Annotated in this window: 17 protein-coding genes; 7 read left to right on the top strand and 10 right to left on the bottom strand. The window is 72.4% G+C overall.

What is annotated here, in order from left to right:
- Positions 1-86: 86 nt before the first annotated feature.
- The 4 genes from IGS69_RS21890 (at position 87) to IGS69_RS21875 (ending at position 4,717) form a co-directional block, all read left to right on the top strand.
- On the top strand, positions 87-1,073 hold the full coding sequence (locus IGS69_RS21890) for a glycosyltransferase family 2 protein (RefSeq protein ID WP_190902235.1): 987 nt from the start codon (positions 87-89) through the stop codon (positions 1,071-1,073).
- Entirely contained in the window at positions 1,073-2,404 is a 1,332-nt protein-coding gene (locus IGS69_RS21885) for an alpha-2,8-polysialyltransferase family protein (protein ID WP_190902234.1), read from the top strand. Before IGS69_RS21890 ends, IGS69_RS21885 begins: the two co-directional genes overlap by 1 nt.
- A 173-nt stretch (positions 2,405-2,577) precedes the next feature.
- Positions 2,578-3,732, top strand: a complete 1,155-nt coding sequence (locus IGS69_RS21880; protein WP_190902233.1) for an acyltransferase family protein — start codon at positions 2,578-2,580, stop codon at positions 3,730-3,732.
- 64 nt (positions 3,733-3,796) lie between these two features.
- The gene (locus IGS69_RS21875) at positions 3,797-4,717 is read left to right on the top strand and encodes a class I SAM-dependent methyltransferase (RefSeq protein WP_190902232.1); all 921 of its coding nucleotides are present in this window, start codon (positions 3,797-3,799) and stop codon (positions 4,715-4,717) included.
- A 54-nt stretch (positions 4,718-4,771) separates the two neighbouring features.
- On the opposite strand, the gene leuE is transcribed toward IGS69_RS21875, so the two are convergent.
- Both leuE and IGS69_RS21865 read right to left on the bottom strand, forming a co-directional pair.
- Positions 4,772-5,419 (bottom strand): leucine efflux protein LeuE, encoded by a 648-nt coding sequence (gene leuE / locus IGS69_RS21870; protein WP_190902231.1) that lies wholly within the window; start codon positions 5,417-5,419, stop codon positions 4,772-4,774.
- Positions 5,420-5,467: 48 nt separating this feature from the next.
- Complete coding sequence (locus IGS69_RS21865) at positions 5,468-7,048, bottom strand: acyl-CoA mutase large subunit family protein (RefSeq protein ID WP_190902230.1); 1,581 nt, start codon at positions 7,046-7,048, stop codon at positions 5,468-5,470.
- Positions 7,049-7,188: 140 nt separating this feature from the next.
- Between IGS69_RS21865 and IGS69_RS21860 the strand changes: the two genes are divergently transcribed.
- On the top strand, positions 7,189-8,034 hold the full coding sequence (locus IGS69_RS21860; protein WP_190902229.1) for a L,D-transpeptidase family protein: 846 nt from the start codon (positions 7,189-7,191) through the stop codon (positions 8,032-8,034).
- A 157-nt stretch (positions 8,035-8,191) separates the two neighbouring features.
- Here the strand turns inward: IGS69_RS21860 and IGS69_RS21855 are convergent, their stop codons facing one another.
- The 4 genes from IGS69_RS21855 to IGS69_RS21840 all read right to left on the bottom strand — a co-directional run bounded on the left by IGS69_RS21855 (position 8,192) and on the right by IGS69_RS21840 (position 11,931).
- On the bottom strand, positions 8,192-9,268 hold the full coding sequence (locus IGS69_RS21855) for a hypothetical protein (protein WP_190902228.1): 1,077 nt from the start codon (positions 9,266-9,268) through the stop codon (positions 8,192-8,194).
- Positions 9,268-9,942 carry an RNA polymerase sigma factor gene (locus tag IGS69_RS21850; protein ID WP_190904593.1) on the bottom strand — a complete coding sequence of 225 codons (675 nt, stop codon included), beginning with the start codon at positions 9,940-9,942 and terminating at the stop codon, positions 9,268-9,270. The genes IGS69_RS21855 and IGS69_RS21850 overlap by 1 nt, the downstream gene beginning before the upstream one ends.
- 406 nt (positions 9,943-10,348) lie before the next feature.
- Positions 10,349-11,161, bottom strand: a complete 813-nt coding sequence (locus IGS69_RS21845) for a hypothetical protein (protein WP_190902227.1) — start codon at positions 11,159-11,161, stop codon at positions 10,349-10,351.
- A gap of 152 nt (positions 11,162-11,313) precedes the next feature.
- Positions 11,314-11,931: an RNA polymerase sigma factor gene (locus IGS69_RS21840; protein ID WP_190902226.1), complete on the bottom strand. Its 618-nt coding sequence runs from the start codon at positions 11,929-11,931 to the stop codon at positions 11,314-11,316.
- 216 nt (positions 11,932-12,147) lie between these two features.
- Here IGS69_RS21840 and IGS69_RS21835 point away from each other — a divergent pair, with 216 nt between their 5' ends.
- A complete protein-coding gene (locus IGS69_RS21835; protein ID WP_190902225.1) occupies positions 12,148-13,338 on the top strand; it encodes an N-acetylmuramoyl-L-alanine amidase in 1,191 nt (396 codons plus the stop codon).
- Positions 13,339-13,340: 2 nt separating this feature from the next.
- Here IGS69_RS21835 and IGS69_RS21830 read toward each other — a convergent pair whose 3' ends face one another.
- From IGS69_RS21830 to IGS69_RS21815, 4 genes are all read right to left on the bottom strand, one after another.
- On the bottom strand, positions 13,341-13,736 hold the full coding sequence (locus IGS69_RS21830) for a hypothetical protein (protein ID WP_190902224.1): 396 nt from the start codon (positions 13,734-13,736) through the stop codon (positions 13,341-13,343).
- Between the two features lie 153 nt (positions 13,737-13,889).
- A complete protein-coding gene (locus tag IGS69_RS21825; RefSeq protein WP_190902223.1) occupies positions 13,890-14,444 on the bottom strand; it encodes a hypothetical protein in 555 nt (184 codons plus the stop codon).
- A 107-nt stretch (positions 14,445-14,551) separates the two neighbouring features.
- Positions 14,552-15,058: a hypothetical protein gene (locus tag IGS69_RS21820; RefSeq protein ID WP_190902222.1), complete on the bottom strand. Its 507-nt coding sequence runs from the start codon at positions 15,056-15,058 to the stop codon at positions 14,552-14,554.
- Positions 15,059-15,151: 93 nt separating this feature from the next.
- Positions 15,152-16,753, bottom strand: a complete 1,602-nt coding sequence (locus tag IGS69_RS21815) for a beta-N-acetylhexosaminidase (RefSeq protein ID WP_190904592.1) — start codon at positions 16,751-16,753, stop codon at positions 15,152-15,154.
- Positions 16,754-17,043: 290 nt separating this feature from the next.
- Between IGS69_RS21815 and IGS69_RS21810 the strand changes: the two genes are divergently transcribed.
- The gene (locus IGS69_RS21810) at positions 17,044-17,538 is read left to right on the top strand and encodes a 2-oxo-4-hydroxy-4-carboxy-5-ureidoimidazoline decarboxylase (protein ID WP_190902221.1); all 495 of its coding nucleotides are present in this window, start codon (positions 17,044-17,046) and stop codon (positions 17,536-17,538) included.
- Positions 17,539-17,604: the final 66 nt, after the last annotated feature.

Genomic DNA, 17,604 nt, shown 5'->3' with positions numbered 1-17,604 from the left:
TGGTGCACCGTTCTGACACATTGAGTTCACCCGGTGTACCTCCATCGGAAAGTTCCGCTGCCGGGCGGCCTCCTAACGTTTTGCGGGTGCCTAAGCTTTCCGTGATCGTGCCGTTCTACAACGTGCAGCAATATGCCCCGGACACCCTCAGAAGCCTTCGCTTGAACACCGACCGCGATTTCGAGTTCATCCTGGTCGACGACCATTCGAAGGACGAAACCCCGGCCATTCTCGAACGAGCGGCCGAGGACCTTTCGGATGTCGCCCAGGTGCGGTACATCCGCCACGAGAAGAACGGTGGGCTCGCCACCGCCCGCAACACCGGCCTGGACGCGGCGCAGGGCGAGTACCTGACGTTCCTGGACGGCGACGACTGGCTGGCCCCCGGCTACTTCGCCGAACTGGTGTCCGCGATGGACGACCTGGGGTGCGACTTCGTACGCACCGACCATGTGCAGGCCACCGCCCGGGCCCGTTCCGTGAGCAGGGTGCCGATCGGCCGGCGCTGGGAGGTGTTCAGCCCGCGCGAGGCGATCCTGCCCGCCCACCGCTCGACCTCGGTGGACTACGCCTACGCCTGGGCCGGCGCCTACCACCGCCGCCTGGTCGACCGGGGCCTGCTGCACTTCACCGACGGGCTGCGCACGGCCGAGGACCGGCCGTGGATCTGGAAGCTGCACCGCGAGGCGGAGTCGTTCGCCGTGGTGAGCCTGCTGGGCGTGTTCTACCGGCGCGGGGTGGCCTCGTCCCTGACGCAGATCGGCGACGTCCGCCAGCTCGACTTCATCCGGGCCTTCGACCAGGTGATCGAGGAGACGGCCGCGGACCGCGACGCCGACCGGCTGCTGCCGAAGGCGGTGCGGACCTACTGCGCGATCATCGCCCACCACCTCTCCAACGAAGACAGGTTCGAACCGGCCGTGGCCAGGCAGCTGCGGTCGATGAGCGCGGCGGCCATCAAGCGCATGCCGCAGGACGCGCTCGGTGACGCACTGGAGGCCATGGACATGGACCGATCGTCCAAGCTGCGGCGGCTGCGGCGCCGGGTCACCACGACGGGAGCGGCCGCCTGATGCCCGGGACCACTCAGATCTTCTGCGCCTCGACGCTCTACGGCGTCGCCACCCTGGCCGCCGCGATCGACTCCGGCCTCTTCGACGAGCCGGACCGCCGGATCCTGCTGGTGTTCAACAACTCCGCGACGCCGGAGACCACCCCGGCCCTCGACGAGATGCCGGGTTTCGCGCCGCTGCGCGAGCACTTCGACGAGGTGCTGTCCTGGAACGAGGCGATCCGCCCCTTCCACCCCGGGGCGTGGACGCCGCGCGCCGACGACGTCCCGCTCTTCGAGCGCTATCTGCGGATGCTGTGGAACCTCGGCGACGACCGGGTGAGCCTGGTGCTGGAGTCCATCCAGGTGGCGCCCGCGCTGACGGTGGCCCAGCTGTTCACCGACGCCCCCGTCGACGTGTACGCCGACGGGCTGATGAGCTACGGCCCCACCCGCAACAAGCTCGACCCGCTGGTCGGCACGCGCGTGCGGCGGCTGCTGCACCTCGATCTGGTGCCGGGGCTCACGCCGATGCTGCTCACCGAGTTCGGCGTGCCGGCGCACCTGGTGCCGACGCCCGCGTTTCTGAAGGTGCTCGGCGAGGTCACCGAGACCGTGCCCGACCTGCCGGACGTGCCCGGCGACTCGGCGCTGCTGCTCGGCCAGTACCTCTCCGCGCTGAACATCCTCTCCCCCGAGGAGGAGGAGGACCTGCACGTGCGGATGATGCGGGGCGCCGTCGCCCGCGGCCACCGCACGGTCGTCTTCAAGCCCCACCCGACCGCACCGGCCCGCTACAGCCGCGCCCTGGAGACCGAGGCCGACAAGCTCGGCGTGGACCTCACCGTGCTGGACACGCCCGTGCTCGCCGAGGTGCTGTTCGACCGCGCCCGGCCCGCCCTGGTCGTCGGCTGCTTCTCGACCGCCCTGTTCACCGCGTCGGCGTTCTACGACCTGCCGGTCGCCCGCATCGGCACCGAGCTGCTGCTGGAGCGGCTGACGCCGTACCAGAACAGCAACCGGGTCCCGGCCACGCTGGCGGACGCGCTGCTGCCCGGCCTGGAGAGCGCAACGGACGGCGACGTCCTGCCGGCCGAGCTGCTGTCCGGCCTCCTCACGGCCCTCGGGTTCACCATGCAGCCGCAGATCTACCCGGAGCTGCGCCCGCAGGCCGAGCGGTTCCTCGCCCGGCACCTCGGCCAGCGCACCCGGCGCTACTTCAAGAAGCGCCGCCTCACCGCGCTCGGACTGCCCGGGGGCATTCCGCAGCGGCTGGCGTTCCTGCCGCGCAACTCCACGGCACGCCGGGTGGTCAGGCGGGCCCGGGCCCTGCGCAAGGCGGTCCGCCGCTGAGCCGGTCCGGCCCGTCCGCCGCCCCCGGCGACATCCAGATGAACCCATGGGGACAGCCAGGCGAAGCCTGTCGCCGTCGAACGCATTTCCGTCAACTGCCGTCCTAGGGTGACAGGCGCCCGCCCACAGGCGGGTCAGGCAAGGGACATACGAGCCACACAGAGGTTTCCAGCGTGACCGAGACGGTCGTCAGCACCCGCAAGCCCCGGCCCGGCGTCGCCGTGCTGGTCGAACCACCGGGGGCCACGACCGTCCCACGGCGCGCGAAGGACTCCGGCGGGCGGCTGCGCGCCCTCGACGGACTGCGGCTGGTGGCCGCGCTGATGGTGGCGCTGTACCACTACGGCGGACGCGGCGGTGAGGTCTCCCAGGCCTGGGGCACCTCACCTCAGGAGCAGTTCCCCACCCTGCACCCGCTGTTCGCCTACGGCTGCCTCGGCGTCCAGGTCTTCTTCGTGATCAGCGGTTTCGTGATCTGCATGAGCGGCTGGGGCCGTCCTCTGACGTCGTTCTTCGCCTCCCGCGCGTCCCGGCTGCTGCCCGCCTACTGGGCGGCCGTCCTGCTGGTGACCGCCGTCTTCGCGCTGCCGGTGGTCGCCTACCAGGCCGTGTCGCCGAGCGACGCCCTGGTGAACCTGACGATGCTCCAGATGCCCCTGGGCGTCGACCGGGTGCTCGGGGTGTGCTGGACCCTGTGGGCGGAGGTCCGCTTCTACGCCCTGTTCGCCCTGTGCGTCGTGCTGCCCGGGGCGAACCGCCGCCGGGTGATCATGTTCTGCGCGGGCTGGATGCTGGCCGCGGTGATCGCGGAGAACGCGAACATGCCGCTGCTCGACATCGTCCTGATGCCCGAGTACGCGCCCTTCTTCATCGGCGGTGTCGGCCTCTACCTCGTGCACCGCGACCGGCGGGACGTCCACGGGTGGGGCATCGTGGCCGTCAGCTGGCTGATCGGCCAGCACTACGCGGTGCGGGGGCTGTGGCACGCCCCGGACCCGGAGGCCTTCTCCTACCGCTCCTCGTTCGGGATCATCGCCGTCGTCACGTTCGGTTTCGTGGCGGTCGCCGCGATCGCGCTGGGTCTGCTGGGCCGGGTGAACTGGCGGTGGCTGACCGTCGCGGGCGCGCTGACGTACCCGTTCTACCTGGTCCACGAGCATCTCGGCTGGGTGGTGATCCATGCCCTGCACCGCTCTGTGGGGCTGCCCTCGGGGGTGACGTTCGCGCTCACGGTGGCGTCAATGCTCCTGCTGGCGTGGTTGCTGCACAAATATGTGGAGAAGTCGCTGACGCCCCGGCTGCGGACGGCGCTGGCGAAGACCCGCTGACCCTGTTCACGGGACGTTCAACCGGCCGTCGGTTCGGGCAAGGCTCAGAGAGAAGGCTCGTCTCATGACCAACGCACAGGCAACCGACAAGCACCCCGGCGAACTCGCCGACGTCCCCGGCTGGTTCCCGCCGCTGGACCAGATGCTGTTCACCTGGTTCCTCGAGCAGCAGCAGAAGGCCGGCATAAGGGGTGACCTGCTCGAACTCGGCGTCTACATGGGCAAGAGCGCGATCCTCCTCGGTCACCACCTCCAGGACGGCGAACGGTTCACCGTCTGCGACCTCTTCGAGGGCGACGCCCCGGACGAGGCCAACAAGGCGGAGTCGTCGAAGTCGTACGCCTCGCTCACCCAGCAGGCCTTCGAGCGGAACTACCTCTCCTTCCACGACACCCTGCCGACGGTGATCACCGGCCCCAGCTCCCTGGTGGACGAGAAGGTGGCCCCGGACAGCTGCCGCTTCATCCACATCGACGCCTCGCACCTGTACGAGCACGTGTACGGCGACATCGGCGCGGCCCACGACATCCTGCTGCCCGAGGGGGTCGTGGTCCTCGACGACTTCCGCTCCGAGCACACCCCGGGTGTCTCGGTCGCCGCCTGGGAGGCCGTCCTCAACCGCGGTCTGCGCCCGGTCTGCCTCAGCACGCAGAAGATGTACGCCACCTGGGGCGACCCCGAGCCGCTCCAGGAGGAACTGCTGGAGATGCTGGGGCAGCGCTCGGACGTCGGGCTGAGCGTGCAGGAGGCGGCCGGACACCGGCTGATCCGGACCCGCTCCCGGGGCATGAAGCCGCCGGCCTTCCCGCCCTCACGGCACTACGAGGAGCCGGCGCCCGCACCGGCGGCCGCCCCCACGGTCACCGAGACGCGGGCGGCGCGCCCGGCCCGTCCCGCCCCGTCCCGGGCCCGGCGGCTCGCCAAAGACCTGCTGCCGCCCGTGGTCACCCGGGCCGTACGACGGGCCCGCGCGAAACGGCCCTGAGCCTTCCGCGGCCGGCACGACCTGGCCCGCTTCGGCCGGGACCGGCGCCGCCGGCTAAGAACTCGCCAGCGACAGCTTCACCGCGAACCCCAGGAACAGCGCGCCCGCCGCCGAGGTCGCCCCGGCCGACAGCCGCCGGCGGCGGCGGAAGGCCGCGGCCAGCCTGGTGCCGCCGAATATCAGCGCGCTGAGGTAGAGCACGCTGGCGAACTGGGCGAGGGCGCCGAGCACGACGAAGGACAGGGCCGGATATGCGTAGTGCGGATCCACGAACTGCACGAAGAAGGCGACGAAGAAGAGGATCGCCTTGGGGTTGAACAGGCTGACGACGAAGGCACGGCGGAAGGGCCGCTCCTCGGCGGGCGCGGGCGCCTCACCCCCGGCGGTCCGCTCCCCGCGGGTGCGCCACATGCCCCACGCGGCCCGCAGCATGCCGATGGCCAGCCAGGTCAGATATCCGGCCCCCGCGTACTTGACGACGGCGAACAGCACGGCGTTCGCCTGGAGCAGCGAGGCGACCCCGGCCGCGGACAGCGTCATCAACACCGCGTCCCCGCACCAGACTCCGGCGGACGCGGTGTACCCGGCGCGCACACCGCGGCGGGCCGCCACGGACAGCACGTACAGCGAGTTGGGGCCGGGCAGCAGAATGATCAGGACGAGGCCCGCCAGATAGGTGGGCAGATCGATGACACCGAACATGGGACTGAGTGTCGCACGCAGGTCCGACATCCCCACCCCGGCCGTCGCTCAGAAGGCGTCGGACGGGACGTGCGGCCCCCACACCTCGCGCAGCGCGTTGCAGACCTCACCGACGGTGGCCCTGGCCCGGAGCGCTTCCTTCATGGGGGAGAGGACGTTGTCGTCACCCTGGGCGGCCTTCCCCAGCGCGGCGAGGGCCGTGTCGACGGCCGGCTGGTCGCGTTCGGCCCGGAGGGTGGCCAGGCGTTCGGCCTGGCGGGCTTCGATGGCGGGGTCCACACGCAGGGGCTCGTAGGGCTCTTCCTCGTCGAGCCGGAAGCGGTTGACCCCGACCACGACCCGCTCGCCGGAGTCGGTCTCCTGGGCGATGCGGTAGGCGTTGCGCTCGATCTCGTCCTTCTGGAAGCCGCGTTCGATGGCCTCGACCGCGCCGCCCATCTCCTCGACCCTGTCCATCAGCTCCACGGCCGCCGCTTCGACGTCGTCGGTCAGCTTCTCGATGGCGTAGGACCCGGCGAACGGGTCGACGGTGGCGGTCACGTCGGTCTCGTGGGCGAGGACCTGCTGGGTGCGCAGGGCGAGACGGGCGGACTTGTCGGTGGGCAGCGCGATGGCCTCGTCGAAGGAGTTGGTGTGCAGCGACTGTGTGCCGCCCAGCACCGCGGCCAGGCCCTGGACGGCGACCCGGACCAGGTTCACCTCGGGCTGCTGGGCGGTCAGCTGCACCCCGGCGGTCTGGGTGTGGAAGCGCAGCATCAGCGACCTGGGGTCGCGCGCGCCGAACTCCTCGCGCATCACCCGCGCCCAGATCCGCCGCGCGGCACGGAACTTGGCGACCTCTTCCAGCAGGGTGGTGCGGGCCACGAAGAAGAACGACAGACGGGGCGCGAAATCGTCGACGTCCATGCCCGCGGCGACGGCGGTGCGCACGTACTCGATGCCGTCGGCCAGGGTGAAGGCGATCTCCTGCGCGGGCGAGGCCCCCGCCTCGGCCATGTGGTAGCCGGAGATGGAGATGGTGTTCCACCTCGGCATCTCCGCCCGGCAGTACTGGAAGATGTCCGCGATCAGCCGCAGCGACGGCTTGGGCGGGAAGATGTAGGTGCCCCGGGCGATGTACTCCTTCAGCACGTCGTTCTGGATCGTGCCGGTCAGCCGGTCCGCAGCGACCCCCTGCTCCTCGGCGACCAGCTGGTACAGCAGCAGCAACAGGGCGGCCGGGGCGTTGATCGTCATCGACGTCGAGACCTTCTCCAGCGGGATCCCGTCGAACAGCACCCGCATGTCGTCGATCGAGTCGATCGCCACGCCCACCTTGCCGACCTCGCCGTGCGCGATCGGCGCATCCGAGTCGTGGCCCATCTGGGTGGGCAGGTCGAAGGCGACCGACAGGCCCGTCGTGCCATGGGCGATCAGCTGCCGGTAGCGGGCGTTGGACTCCGTCGCCGTGCCGAAACCCGCGTACTGGCGCATCGTCCAGGGGCGGCCCGTGTACATCGACGGGTACACGCCACGGGTGTACGGGTACGCCCCCGGCTCCCCCAGCTTCTCCGCCGGATCCCAGCCCTCGAGGGCCTGCGGCCCGTAGACCGGCTCGATGGGCAGTCCGGACTCCGACTCACGCGCCATGGTGGTGTGCCTCCCGCAGAGCAGTGACCTCGCTCACCACCATGCCCCCTGGTTCGCGAGCGGTCACGTCCGGGGAACATCTCAGGTGACATCCGGGCACACCGGTGAGACGAGCGGGGGGCCGTGTGCGTACCACGGGCATGGGAAGAGCGTTCGTAGCGGGACTCGCCGTGCTGGCCGCGCTGACCGGCTGCACGGTGCAGACCCCCGACCGCGAGGGGAAACGCCGCTCGCCGGTGCACATCGAGCTGCCCGGCGACACCCCGGCCCCGGACCGCACGCCCGCCGGCGGCGGCGCGCCGAGCGCCGCGCCCGCACCGGACGACGACAAGCCGGGTGCCGCACCCGCCCCGCCCCGTGTGCTGTGGTCCCGCGGTGACACCGGCCGGGACGTCCGGGAGCTCCAGGCCCGGCTGCGGCAGGTCGCCTGGCTCTTCGAGGGGCCGACCGGGACGTACGGCGAACAGACGGAGCGCGCGGTCAGCGGCTTCCAGGGCAAGCGCGGGCTGCCGCGCACCGGGAAGACCGACGCCGTCACCTGGCAGCGGCTGGTGCGTATGACGCGCGAGCCGGGCCGGTGGGACCTCTATCTGATGGGCGGCCAGCAGGCCGACCCGCCGGACGCGCGCTGCCGGACCGGCCGGGTGCTGTGCATCGACAAGACCAGCAGGACGCTGCGCTGGATGATCGACGGCCGGACCCTGTCGACGATGGCGGTCCGCTTCGGCTCGCGGGGCACGCCGACCCGGGAGGGCGTCTTCTCCGTCTACTGGAAGTCCCGCGACCACGTCTCGACGCTCTACGACTCGCCCATGCCCTACGCGATGTTCTTCAGCGGCGGCCAGGCCGTGCACTTCTCGGCGGACTTCGCCGCCCGGGGCTACGCGGGCGGCTCGCACGGCTGCGTCAACGTCCGGGACGAGCCGGCGATCGCGGAGCTCTACGCGCAGGTCCGCAACGGCGACAAGGTCGTCGTGTCCTGGTGACGGCGAGGAGAGGAAGTTGGGGCGCGGGCGGGACCGGGGGAACGTGTCCCGCCCGCGCTCAGGTGCACGAGCCGTAGGTACGGGGGGAACCCCGGCTCTGTGCGACGGCCGATGACCAGTCGGCTCACTCATTACTGCGCCGGGGCGGCCGAAAACGTCACACCGTCGGCCAGAAGATTTTCAGGGAGTGCGAAACCGCAGGTCGCAGCGGTGCGAGAGAGGTCCGGACGCCGCCGCGGTCCGCGTCGTCATCGTCGTCGCCCTTCTTCTCGGCGCGCTTGTCGGCCTTGCGGTCGGCCTTGCGGTCTGCCTTCCGCCCGGCCTCGTCCTGCTTGCGGTCCTGCTTGCGGTCCTGTTTGCGGTCCCGGCCGGTGTCCTTGCCCTGCTTCCGGCCCTTGTCCGCGTGGTCGTCGCTCCCGCGCCCACCGGAGCCGGGGGCGGCCGAGGTCAGCACGCCCTTGCAGTACTTCCACACCCGGTGGCCGTTCGCCGCGTCCCGCAGGGCGCGCCTGCGGTCGGGATCCAGCCGCTTGCCGTCGCGGAGGTCGCGGCAGGCGGCGGTGACCTCCCCGCGGCCCTCGCCGGAGCCGTCCTTCCGGCCGTCCGGCTTGGGGGCCGCGTCGTCCCGCTCGTCGTCCCGGGCGCCGGCCCCGCCCTTCGACGAGCCTCCCGGGGTGTCGTCCGGGGTGGAGCCGCCCTGCGCGGCGTCGCTCGGCGACGGCGACACCAGCGGGCGTTCGGGATGGGTGACGGAGGCCGAGACGGAGGCGCCGGGGTGGGGCTCGTCACCGCCGAACGGTGCCCTCAGGGCTCCGGTTCCGGCCGCGAGAGCCGCCCCGCCGACCATGCCGACGGCCAGCACGGCGGCCAGGGCGAGGCGCGCGGGACGGGCCCAGCGGGGCGGCCGGGCGGTGCGGGTGCCGCTGTCGCGGGGCGTTCCGATCCGGACCAGCCCCGCGTCGGGGACGCCTGCCGCGTCGCTGCCGCCGGTGGCCGCGAACGCCCCGGCCGTGTCGGCGCGTTCCGCGCGGGCCTTGCGGAAGGCGGCCATCGCGGCGGCCTCGCCGTGGAGTTCATCGCTGGTCAGCGGGGGTGTGGCGGACAGTGCGCCGAGGGTCCTGGCGAGCTGTTCGGCCTGGTCCCGGCCGGCGCCTTCGACAGCTCCGGGTGGCTCTCCGCTCAGCAAACGCTCCGCTGTTTCGCGGTCCAGCCACCTGTACTGCTCGTCGGCCATCACACATCCTTCTGCGTCCGCGCAACGCTATGCGTCACACCTGCGGACGTCACGGCACCGCCACGCCGTTCTCGCTGGGGCGGCAGGGCGTCGAGCACCCCGGCCGATTCCGGATCGGCCTGCGGGTCGTCGCCGAGCAGTTCGGCGAGCCGCTTCAGACCCCGGTGCGCAGCCGTGCGGACCGCGCCCGGGCGCTTGCCGAGTGTCTCGGCGGCGGACTTCGCGTCGAGCCCCACCACCACGCGCAGCACGACCGCTTCGGCCTGGTCCTGCGGCAGCCGGGAGATCAGGGAGAACGCGCCGTCGGTGGCGAGCGCCTCGATGGCCTCGCCGGCGGTGTCCGACTCGGCGGCACGACCGGTCAGCTCGGTCTCGTCACCGCCGATCGCCGGCCGGCGACCGCGCATGCGTATGTGGTCCAGCGCGCGGTTGCGGGCGATCCGGGCGGCCCAGCCGCGGAACCGGTCGGCGTCGCCGGTGAACCGCTCCAGATCGCGGGCTATCTGAAGCCACGCCTCCGACGTCACATCCTCGGCGTCGGGGTCGCCGACCAGCGTCCGTACGTACCCGAGCAGCCGCGGATGCACGGTGCGGTACACAGTCCGGAACGCGTTGTCGTCTCCGTCCTGTGCCGCGCGCACCGCGGCGGTCAGCTCCGCGTCGTCCCCCAGCACCGCGCGCCCTTCTGCGCCTGAACCGGCGCCGCTCTCGCGGACCGGGTTCTCGCCGTCGTGGTTCCTCAATTGATTGTCGCGGTATCAGGACCGCAGGTGGTCGCGGTATCAAGACCGCAGGTGGTCGCGGTGGTCGTACCGCCTTCGCGTTGGCGCGAATGGCACGTTACGACCTGAAACCATGCCCCGTCCATGTCCGTCCGGGATGCAACCAAGCCGTGACGCAGCGGGGTGTGACAGAAAACGCACCCTGGACGCTGTAGGTAGTACGGGCCGCCGCGCGGCCCGTGCCGCGCGACGGCCGGGGCCTCTCCTGTGGGGGGTGGCGGCCTCGGCCGTTGCCAAGGCGGGGCCGTTCGGGCCCGCGCGACGGGCAGGCCGTGACGGCCGGTGCTCGCGGATTTCCTTACCGGTGACGGCCGTTGGGCTGGGAGCGCTTGCTCCCGCTCTTGTCGGAGCTGTCGTCCCCGCGGTTGCCGGAGCCGTTGCCCGCCGGGTTCTTCGCGGCCGGTGCACCGTCGTTCCTGGCGGAACCGCTGTTCCCGGAGCCACCGCCGTTCCCGGAGCCACCGCTCCCGCTCTTCGGCGCGTCCAGCTGTTCGGCGCAGTACGCCGTGACCTTCCTCTCACCGCCCGCGGCGGCCACCAGGCGCTGCCAGGACGTCGCCTCCATGGCCTTGCCGCGGCGGCCGACCCGCTCGTAGGCGCGGCAGTGGGCCTCGGTGTCCTGGGCGGTGGCCGGCCGGTCCGGGGAGGGGCCGGTGCCGGGGATGGGGCTGTGGCCGTCGCGGGACGGCTGCTCCGAGGGGTCACGCGGGGCGCTGCTAGGGGCGGGTCCCCGCTCGGGGGCGTCCTTGGTGCCGTGCTCCGGCGATCCCGCCACGCCGATCGCGGCCACGGCGACACCGCCCAGCGTGAGACTGGCGAGCAGCACGGAGAGCGTCGCCTTCAATGACCGGCCCAGGTGCCGCCGTTGCCGGGCCCGCCAGTCGTCCCGGCGGCGGGTGCCGGCGCGCAGCCGGCGAGCGCGCAGCCCGCGGGTGCGCAGGGCTCCGGCGTCCCGGGCGGCCCGGAAGGCGGCCACGGCCCGCTGTTCGGCCTCGGCGTCGACGCCGTCCCGGATGAGGCAGGCGACGATCAGAGCTTCGACGTCGGCGTCGAGGAGGGCGTGCCGGGAACCACGGCCGGACAGCCCGCCGTCGCTCTGCCGTTCACCCATGTCCGTTTCCGTCTCTGCTCGATCCGATCGATCCGTCCGCCCGGCGGCGCCGGCCGGCCCCACCGGGCCCCAGTACGTCCCGCCGGTCCGCCCTGTTCACGGCACCGGCTCCGCAGGGCCCGACCGGGCCGCACGCGAAACCGCCGGTTCCGCTATGTCGACTCACCCAGCGTCCGGGGACCCTCATCCGTCACACTCTCCGCGCCCAGCTGCGCGGCGAGGCGTTTCAGGCCCCGGTAGGCGGCCGTGCGCACCGCGCCCGGCCGTTTGCCCAGAACCCGCGCCGCGGCCGGGCCGTCGAGGCCGACCACGACACGCAGCAGCACGGCCTCGGCCTGGTCGCGCGGCAGCCCCCGGACCAGCTCCAGGGCGTGCTCGGTGGAGATGGCCTCCAGCGCCTGGTCGTGCGTGCTCTGCGGTCCCGGCAGTTCCAGGACGTCCTGCTCCAGCGCGGACGACCGGGGCCGTACCCGCTGCCGGCGCAGGTGGTCCAGCGCCCGGTGCCGGGCGATGGTCGCCGTCCAGCCGCGGAAGCCGGCCCCGTCGCCCCGGAACCGCCCGAGGTCCCGGGCGATCTCCAGCCAGGCGTCGGACGCCACGTCCTCCGCGTCATCGCCGACCAGACCGCGCAGGTAGCCGAGCAGCCCGGGCTGCACGAGACGGTAGGCGTCCGCGAAGGCCGCCTCGTCACCCTGCTGGGCCCGCGCGACGGCCGCGCCCAGTTCCCCGTCGTACGCCTGCCCGCGCCGGGGTTCCGTTCCCTGACCCAAGTACCGTCCTCGTCCGTGCCGAGTGCGCGCCCTCCCACGCTCATCAGCGCCGGTCCGCGCGGAAGTGTCACAGCACGTCAGGCACCGGGCGTCCGCGACCGTTCGGGTCAACCCCGCCCGCCGTCCTCGGGAGCCCGGCCCCGCGGAGGTTTCGGCCAAGTGCCGTACCGGGGACCTCTGCTCGCGATGCCACCGCCCACGAAAGGCGAGCGCCGTATGACACCCCGCCTCCTGCGCACCGCCGTCGCCACCGCCCTGGCCCTCGGCGCACTCGGACTGGCCCAGCCCGCCCGTGCCACCTCCTCGGACGGTGTGCACACCCTCCGGGTGCCGGACGGAGACCCCCACGACCGGTCTCTCGCACCGCGCACCACCGAGCCGTTCAGCCTGATCGGCGTCACCTGGGACGACCCGGACGCGGCCCTGGACGGCACCGTCCAGGTGCGCACCCGCTCCCGGGAGAGCGGCGCGTGGAGCACATGGCGCCTCCTGGACGGCGACAGCCGTACGCCCGAGACCGGCCCCGACCGCGACCGGTCCGGGGTGCGCGGCAGCACCCAGCCGTTGTGGACCGGGCCCTCGGACGGCGTCCAGGTGCGCGTCGCGGGCTCGCACCTGCCGGAGGGGCTGCGCGTCGAACTGGTCGACCCCGAGGCCGGGCCGGACTCCCCGCACACCGCGGTCGTCGACCCGGGCGTCGTCCCGCCGGCCGCCGGTCCGCAGGCGGCCGAGCGTCCCGCCATGACCTCGCGCTCCGCCTGGGGCGCGGACGAGTCCCTGGTGAAGGACCCGCCCACCTACACCGGCGACACCAAGGCGGTGTTCGTCCACCACACGGCGGGCACCAACGACTACACCTGCTCCCAGTCGGCGTCGATCGTGCGCGGCGTGTTCCTCTACCACGTGCAGAGCAACGGCTGGAACGACATCGGCTACCACTTCCTCGTCGACAAGTGCGGCACCGTCTTCGAGGGCCGTGCGGGCGGCGTCGACAAGCCCGTCCTCGGCGCGCACACCTACGGGTTCAACACCGCCACCAGCAGCGTCTCGGTGCTCGGCGACTACTCCGCGGCGGCCACGAACGCCGCGGTGCGCGCGTCGGTCGCGAAGGTCGCCGCGTGGAAGCTCGGCCTCTACGGCCTCGACCCGACCGGGACGAGCGTGCTGACCTCCGGGGCCGACAACGGCAAGTACAAGCTGGGCCAGAAGGTGACGTTCCACCGCATCTCCGGCCACCGCGACGGCTACCCGACCGAGTGCCCCGGGCAGCACCTCTACGACGATCTGCCCGAGATCCGCACCCTGGCCGCGAACGCCGGCAAGCAGACCGAGCCGGCCGCCGAGCCGCCAGGGCTCCCGGAGGAGGACGAGACCGAGGACGTCGCCGAGGGCGTGCTCGGGCGCTGACGCTACGGCCGGGGCCCGGTGCCCACCGCGTCCCGGCACAGCAGCCGCAGCGATCCGTGGCCGGCGTAGCAGCGGCGGGCCTCCTCGAGGGGGTCCCACAGGCGCCCGTCGGGGGTGCGGATCCAGTGGTCGCCGCCGGTCGCCCACCACTCGGCGCCGGACTGACGCGCCATCACCTCGCCCGCGTAGGCGCCGAAGCCCCGCAGGGTCTCCCGGACGGCGGCGTCGGGCGCTCCCTCCCGCCGTATCCCCTCGATCATCCGGTCGACGCTCCACAGGCTCTGCGGCGAGTAGTCGAGGTGCAGCCGGGCTCCCTCGCGCATCGTCGCCACTGTGTCCGCCGCCCATCGCAGCGGCTTCGCAGCCGCCGATGGCCTGGTCTCCGCTTGAGTCGTCACATCCCGGAAAGCGCTGCGGCGAAGCGTTTCGTCACCCGGAATCGGCGGCTTCCCCGAAGCAGCGCAGGACCGCCCCACCGCGCCCAAGGGACAGTCACAGGACTCTTCCAGGAAGGGGGTTTAGACCTGTCGGGGCATCTGGAGCGCGTTCCCTCAGCTCTGATGCCGACTCCGGCGGGACACCACGGCGCGCAGCACCCGGCGCCCCTCGACCGACACCTCCAGCGCCCGGCGCAGCCCGGCCGGGCCGTGTCCGGCGAGGACCTCCAGGACGGTGATCTGGCGGCGCAGTTCGGCGGCGACGAGGGGGGACATGCCGTCGGTGCTTCCCTCGCGGCGGGAGTCGACGCAGGAGGCCTCGTCCTCGGCGGTGTCCAGGAGCCGGTGGATCTGGAGGGAGGCGACGGAGCAGGCGTCGGCCCAGACCCGCACGTCCGCGGCGGACCGCTCGGCGGGAGCGGCCTCGAGCATCCGGTGGGCGAGCGCGGCCGCCTCGTCCCCGGCGCCGGCCGCGTCCAGCTTGCCGCGCGCCTGCTCCAGCCGCTCACCCCACTCACCGGCCTCCGCACCGTCGCTGAGGCTGGCCCACACCGGCCGCAGGATCTCGTCCTCACCGCCCAGCAGGGGCACGCACCGATCCAAACAAGCCAGCCCGCTCGCGGCCAGCCCGCGTTCGTCGGCCTGTGCGATCAACTCCACCAGGCTCATCCACGCCTCCCTCCGCGGGCCTCTCCGGGGCCCTATCAGGCCGCTGACGGCCTTCACCCCTTACGGAACCCGCACTTCCCCTTACTGCGTGCAACGGCCCCGGAGTGTCACAGGGGCACCACACCCAGTCTGTCGAGGAAACGGAACAAGAGGTTTTCGGCCAGGGGATCAGGGTCTGACGTCAGTACGTCCACGAGGGCGTCGGCGTTCACCTCGCACCCGGCCTCGGCGGCCCAGCGCACGGCACGCTCGGCGGCGTCGCCGGGTTCCAGGAAGTAGTCCTCCAGCGTGAGGCCCTCCCGGCCAGCCCCCACGTACCCGGCCATGGCCGAGCGCGCGAGGCAGGTCGTCCACGCCCCGCTCTCCGGGGCCGCGGCCTCCAGCACCACGCACTCGCTGTTCATGACGTACCCGAAGAGCGCGGGCGCCCCGGTCTCCCGGGCGAGGGCGTTCATGTTCCCGATGTCGCCGTCACTGCTCGGGTACTCCCACACCTGCCACCCGCCCGGCGCCGAGGCGCGCCGCGTCAGGCCGTCCCCGGCCCCCGCCAGCGCCTCCAGCTCCGACAGCGGCCGTTCCCCCCGGCCCACGACGAAGTAACCCCAGTAGCCCATGTCCCGGTTCCCCCCGGCATATTCGGTGCCCTTCGCCAGAAGACCACCACAGCCGTGCGGGAGTTCGCAGCCGTATGCGCCAATTCGTGTCGGTCAGCCGAGCCTGTCCGCCAGCGCCCGGAACTGCGACCAGGTCAGCTCGGGCTCGCCCGGGTCCCACAGCTTCTGGACCGTCGCCCGCAGCGGCATCCGGATCCCGGCCGCGACCTGGCCTTGCGTCTGGGAGTTCGCCAGGTCGCACCAGACGGCGAAGTTCCCGCCGAGGATCTGGTCGTCGAAGCTCGCCGGCACCGCCGCCGTGCCGCGCAGCACCCGCGGCGTCCACTGCTCGTAGATCCGCTGGCCCGTCGGGTAGACGAAGGTCTGCGGCTCGCCGAGCACGTAGTACAGGAACTCGTCGTTGTAGTTGATCACCTTGCGGCCGGCCTGGAGGTACTCCAGGGGCGGCCTGGCGCCGATCTCCTTGCCGGTCCAGTAGGCGACCTGGATGTCCTTGTCGGCCTGGACGGATCCGCCGCGGAAGAAGCCGTCGTTCCACGCGCGCGGGACGCGCTCGTGCTTGCGGACGGTGGCGGCCCGGTCGTTGAGCCAGCCGGTGGTGAGGTCGGCGACCGTGGCGCCGGAGCCGTACTTCTCCTGCGCGGCCGCGGCCAGCTGCGGGAAGGACGCCTCCGGGTCGGAGCGGACCAGCGCCTGGTACTCGTCGGCCCCGAGGTGCCAGGGCTTGCCGGGGAAGAGGTCCGCGTACTCGTTCAGCAGCCCGTCGACGATCTCGGCGCTCTCGGGCTTGGAGATGTCGATGGCGCCCTGCACCGCCGACCCCTGCGCGGTGCGCAGCTGGAGGTCGGGGTGGGCGCGCAGGACCGCGCCCAGGTGCCCGGGCGAGTCGATCTCGGGCACGACGGTGATGTGCCGGCTCTCCGCGAGGTCGATGATCTTCCGCACCTGCGCCTTGGTCAGATGCGGCTCGGACACGATCGCCGGCTGCGTGTCGGACTCGATCCGGAACCCCTGGTCGTCGGAGAAGTGCAGCCCCAGCTGGTTGTACTTCAGGTCGCCGAGCTCCCGGACCCGGTCCTCGATCCAGTCGGCCGTGAAGTACTTGCGGGCGATGTCCAGCATGAGCCCGCGCTGCGGCTTGGCCGGTGCGTCCTTCACGACGCCCTCGGGCGCGGTGCCGCCGTCGTGGGTCTCCTGCTTGAGCGTGCGGGTGCCGTAGAAGACCCCCGCGTCGGTGGGCCCGTCGATCTCCACCCGCCCGTCGCGCACGGTCATCGTGTACGACTCCGGGTTCGCGCCCTTGTCGTCGTTCAGCGCCAGCCGCAGGTCCCCGGCCTTCTTGTCGCCCTTCTCGCCCGCGTACGCCATCCCCAGCTCGCCGGCGACCAGCCGTCCCTCGTCGGCCAGCGCCGGGTCGTCCACGACCACCCGGTTGCCCTTCTCGGGCTTCCAGCCCGGCCCGCGCGCCGGCTCGTGGTCCCGCACGGCGGGGATGGTGCGGGGCGTCTCGGACAGGGGGTAGGAGCGGGTCGGGCTGGGGGTGGGAGCCGCCTCCGGCGCCCCGTCCGGCGGCGCCGCCGCGCTGGCCCCCTGCGAGGATCCGGCCTGAGAGCCGGTGGACCCGCCGTCGCCGCCCGAGGTCGCCCAGAGCCCGAGACTCACCCCGGCCGCGACCACGACCAGGGCCACAGCCATGGCCACGACCAGCACCTGCCGCTGTTTGTCCTGCTTCGCCGGAGTCCGGCGCCTGTGCTGACTCACACGGCCAACCTAAAACCCGCAGGCGCCCGGCGCGCGTCCACCACGCGTTCGGAAACTCTCCCTCCCGGGTGAAATTCAGGCATCCTTCGGACACGCCGTGGTCGCACTCGATAGCGTGACGTCACATCTCTCACACCACGCCCTGCCGACACACGTGACGCCCACGAGGACACACGCTGCCTGCGCACCGTCTCCCAGACCTCCCCGGCCGGCTGGCCATACCGGTGGAGCACTTCAACACAGCCTCCGAGGAGGACCTGGAGCAGGCCCTCCTCTCCTGCCTCCGCAGCCACCGCTGGGCCGGGCGTGTCGCGGCCCACCGCCCCTATCCGGACCTGGACGCCCTGCTGGCCGCGGCGGACGAGGCGGCCTACGACCTCGGCTGGTCCGACCTCACCGAAGCACTGGCGGCCGAGCCGCTGCCCGCCCTCCCGCCCGACACCTACGCCGCGGCCCACACCGCCCTCAGCGCGGCCCACGCCGCCTACGAGGCCCGCTTCGGACACGTGTTCGTCATCTGCCTGAACGGGGTGTCCCCCTCCGAGACGCTGGACCGCCTCCTGGAGGCCATCCGGTCACGATTGACGAACGATCCGGAGGAGGAGCGGGCGGTAGTGGCCGATGAGCTGCGGCGCCTCGCAAAGGAACGGCTGGTGGGCGCCCTGAGGGGCGCGGGGAACTGCGCGCTCGACCACAGCGAGCCCGCACCCGGCCGATAACAGGACAGGGCCCCTCAGAAGCCGCTCGGGTAGCCCGTACGCATGCCAGTTTGATCACACAGCCAG

It is taken from the genome of Streptomyces tuirus (assembly GCF_014701095.1).
GTDB classification, from domain to species: Bacteria; Actinomycetota; Actinomycetes; order Streptomycetales; family Streptomycetaceae; genus Streptomyces; species Streptomyces tuirus.
Note: the sequence above shows the minus strand (reverse complement) of the source record. Positions and strands in the feature narration are given on the sequence as shown.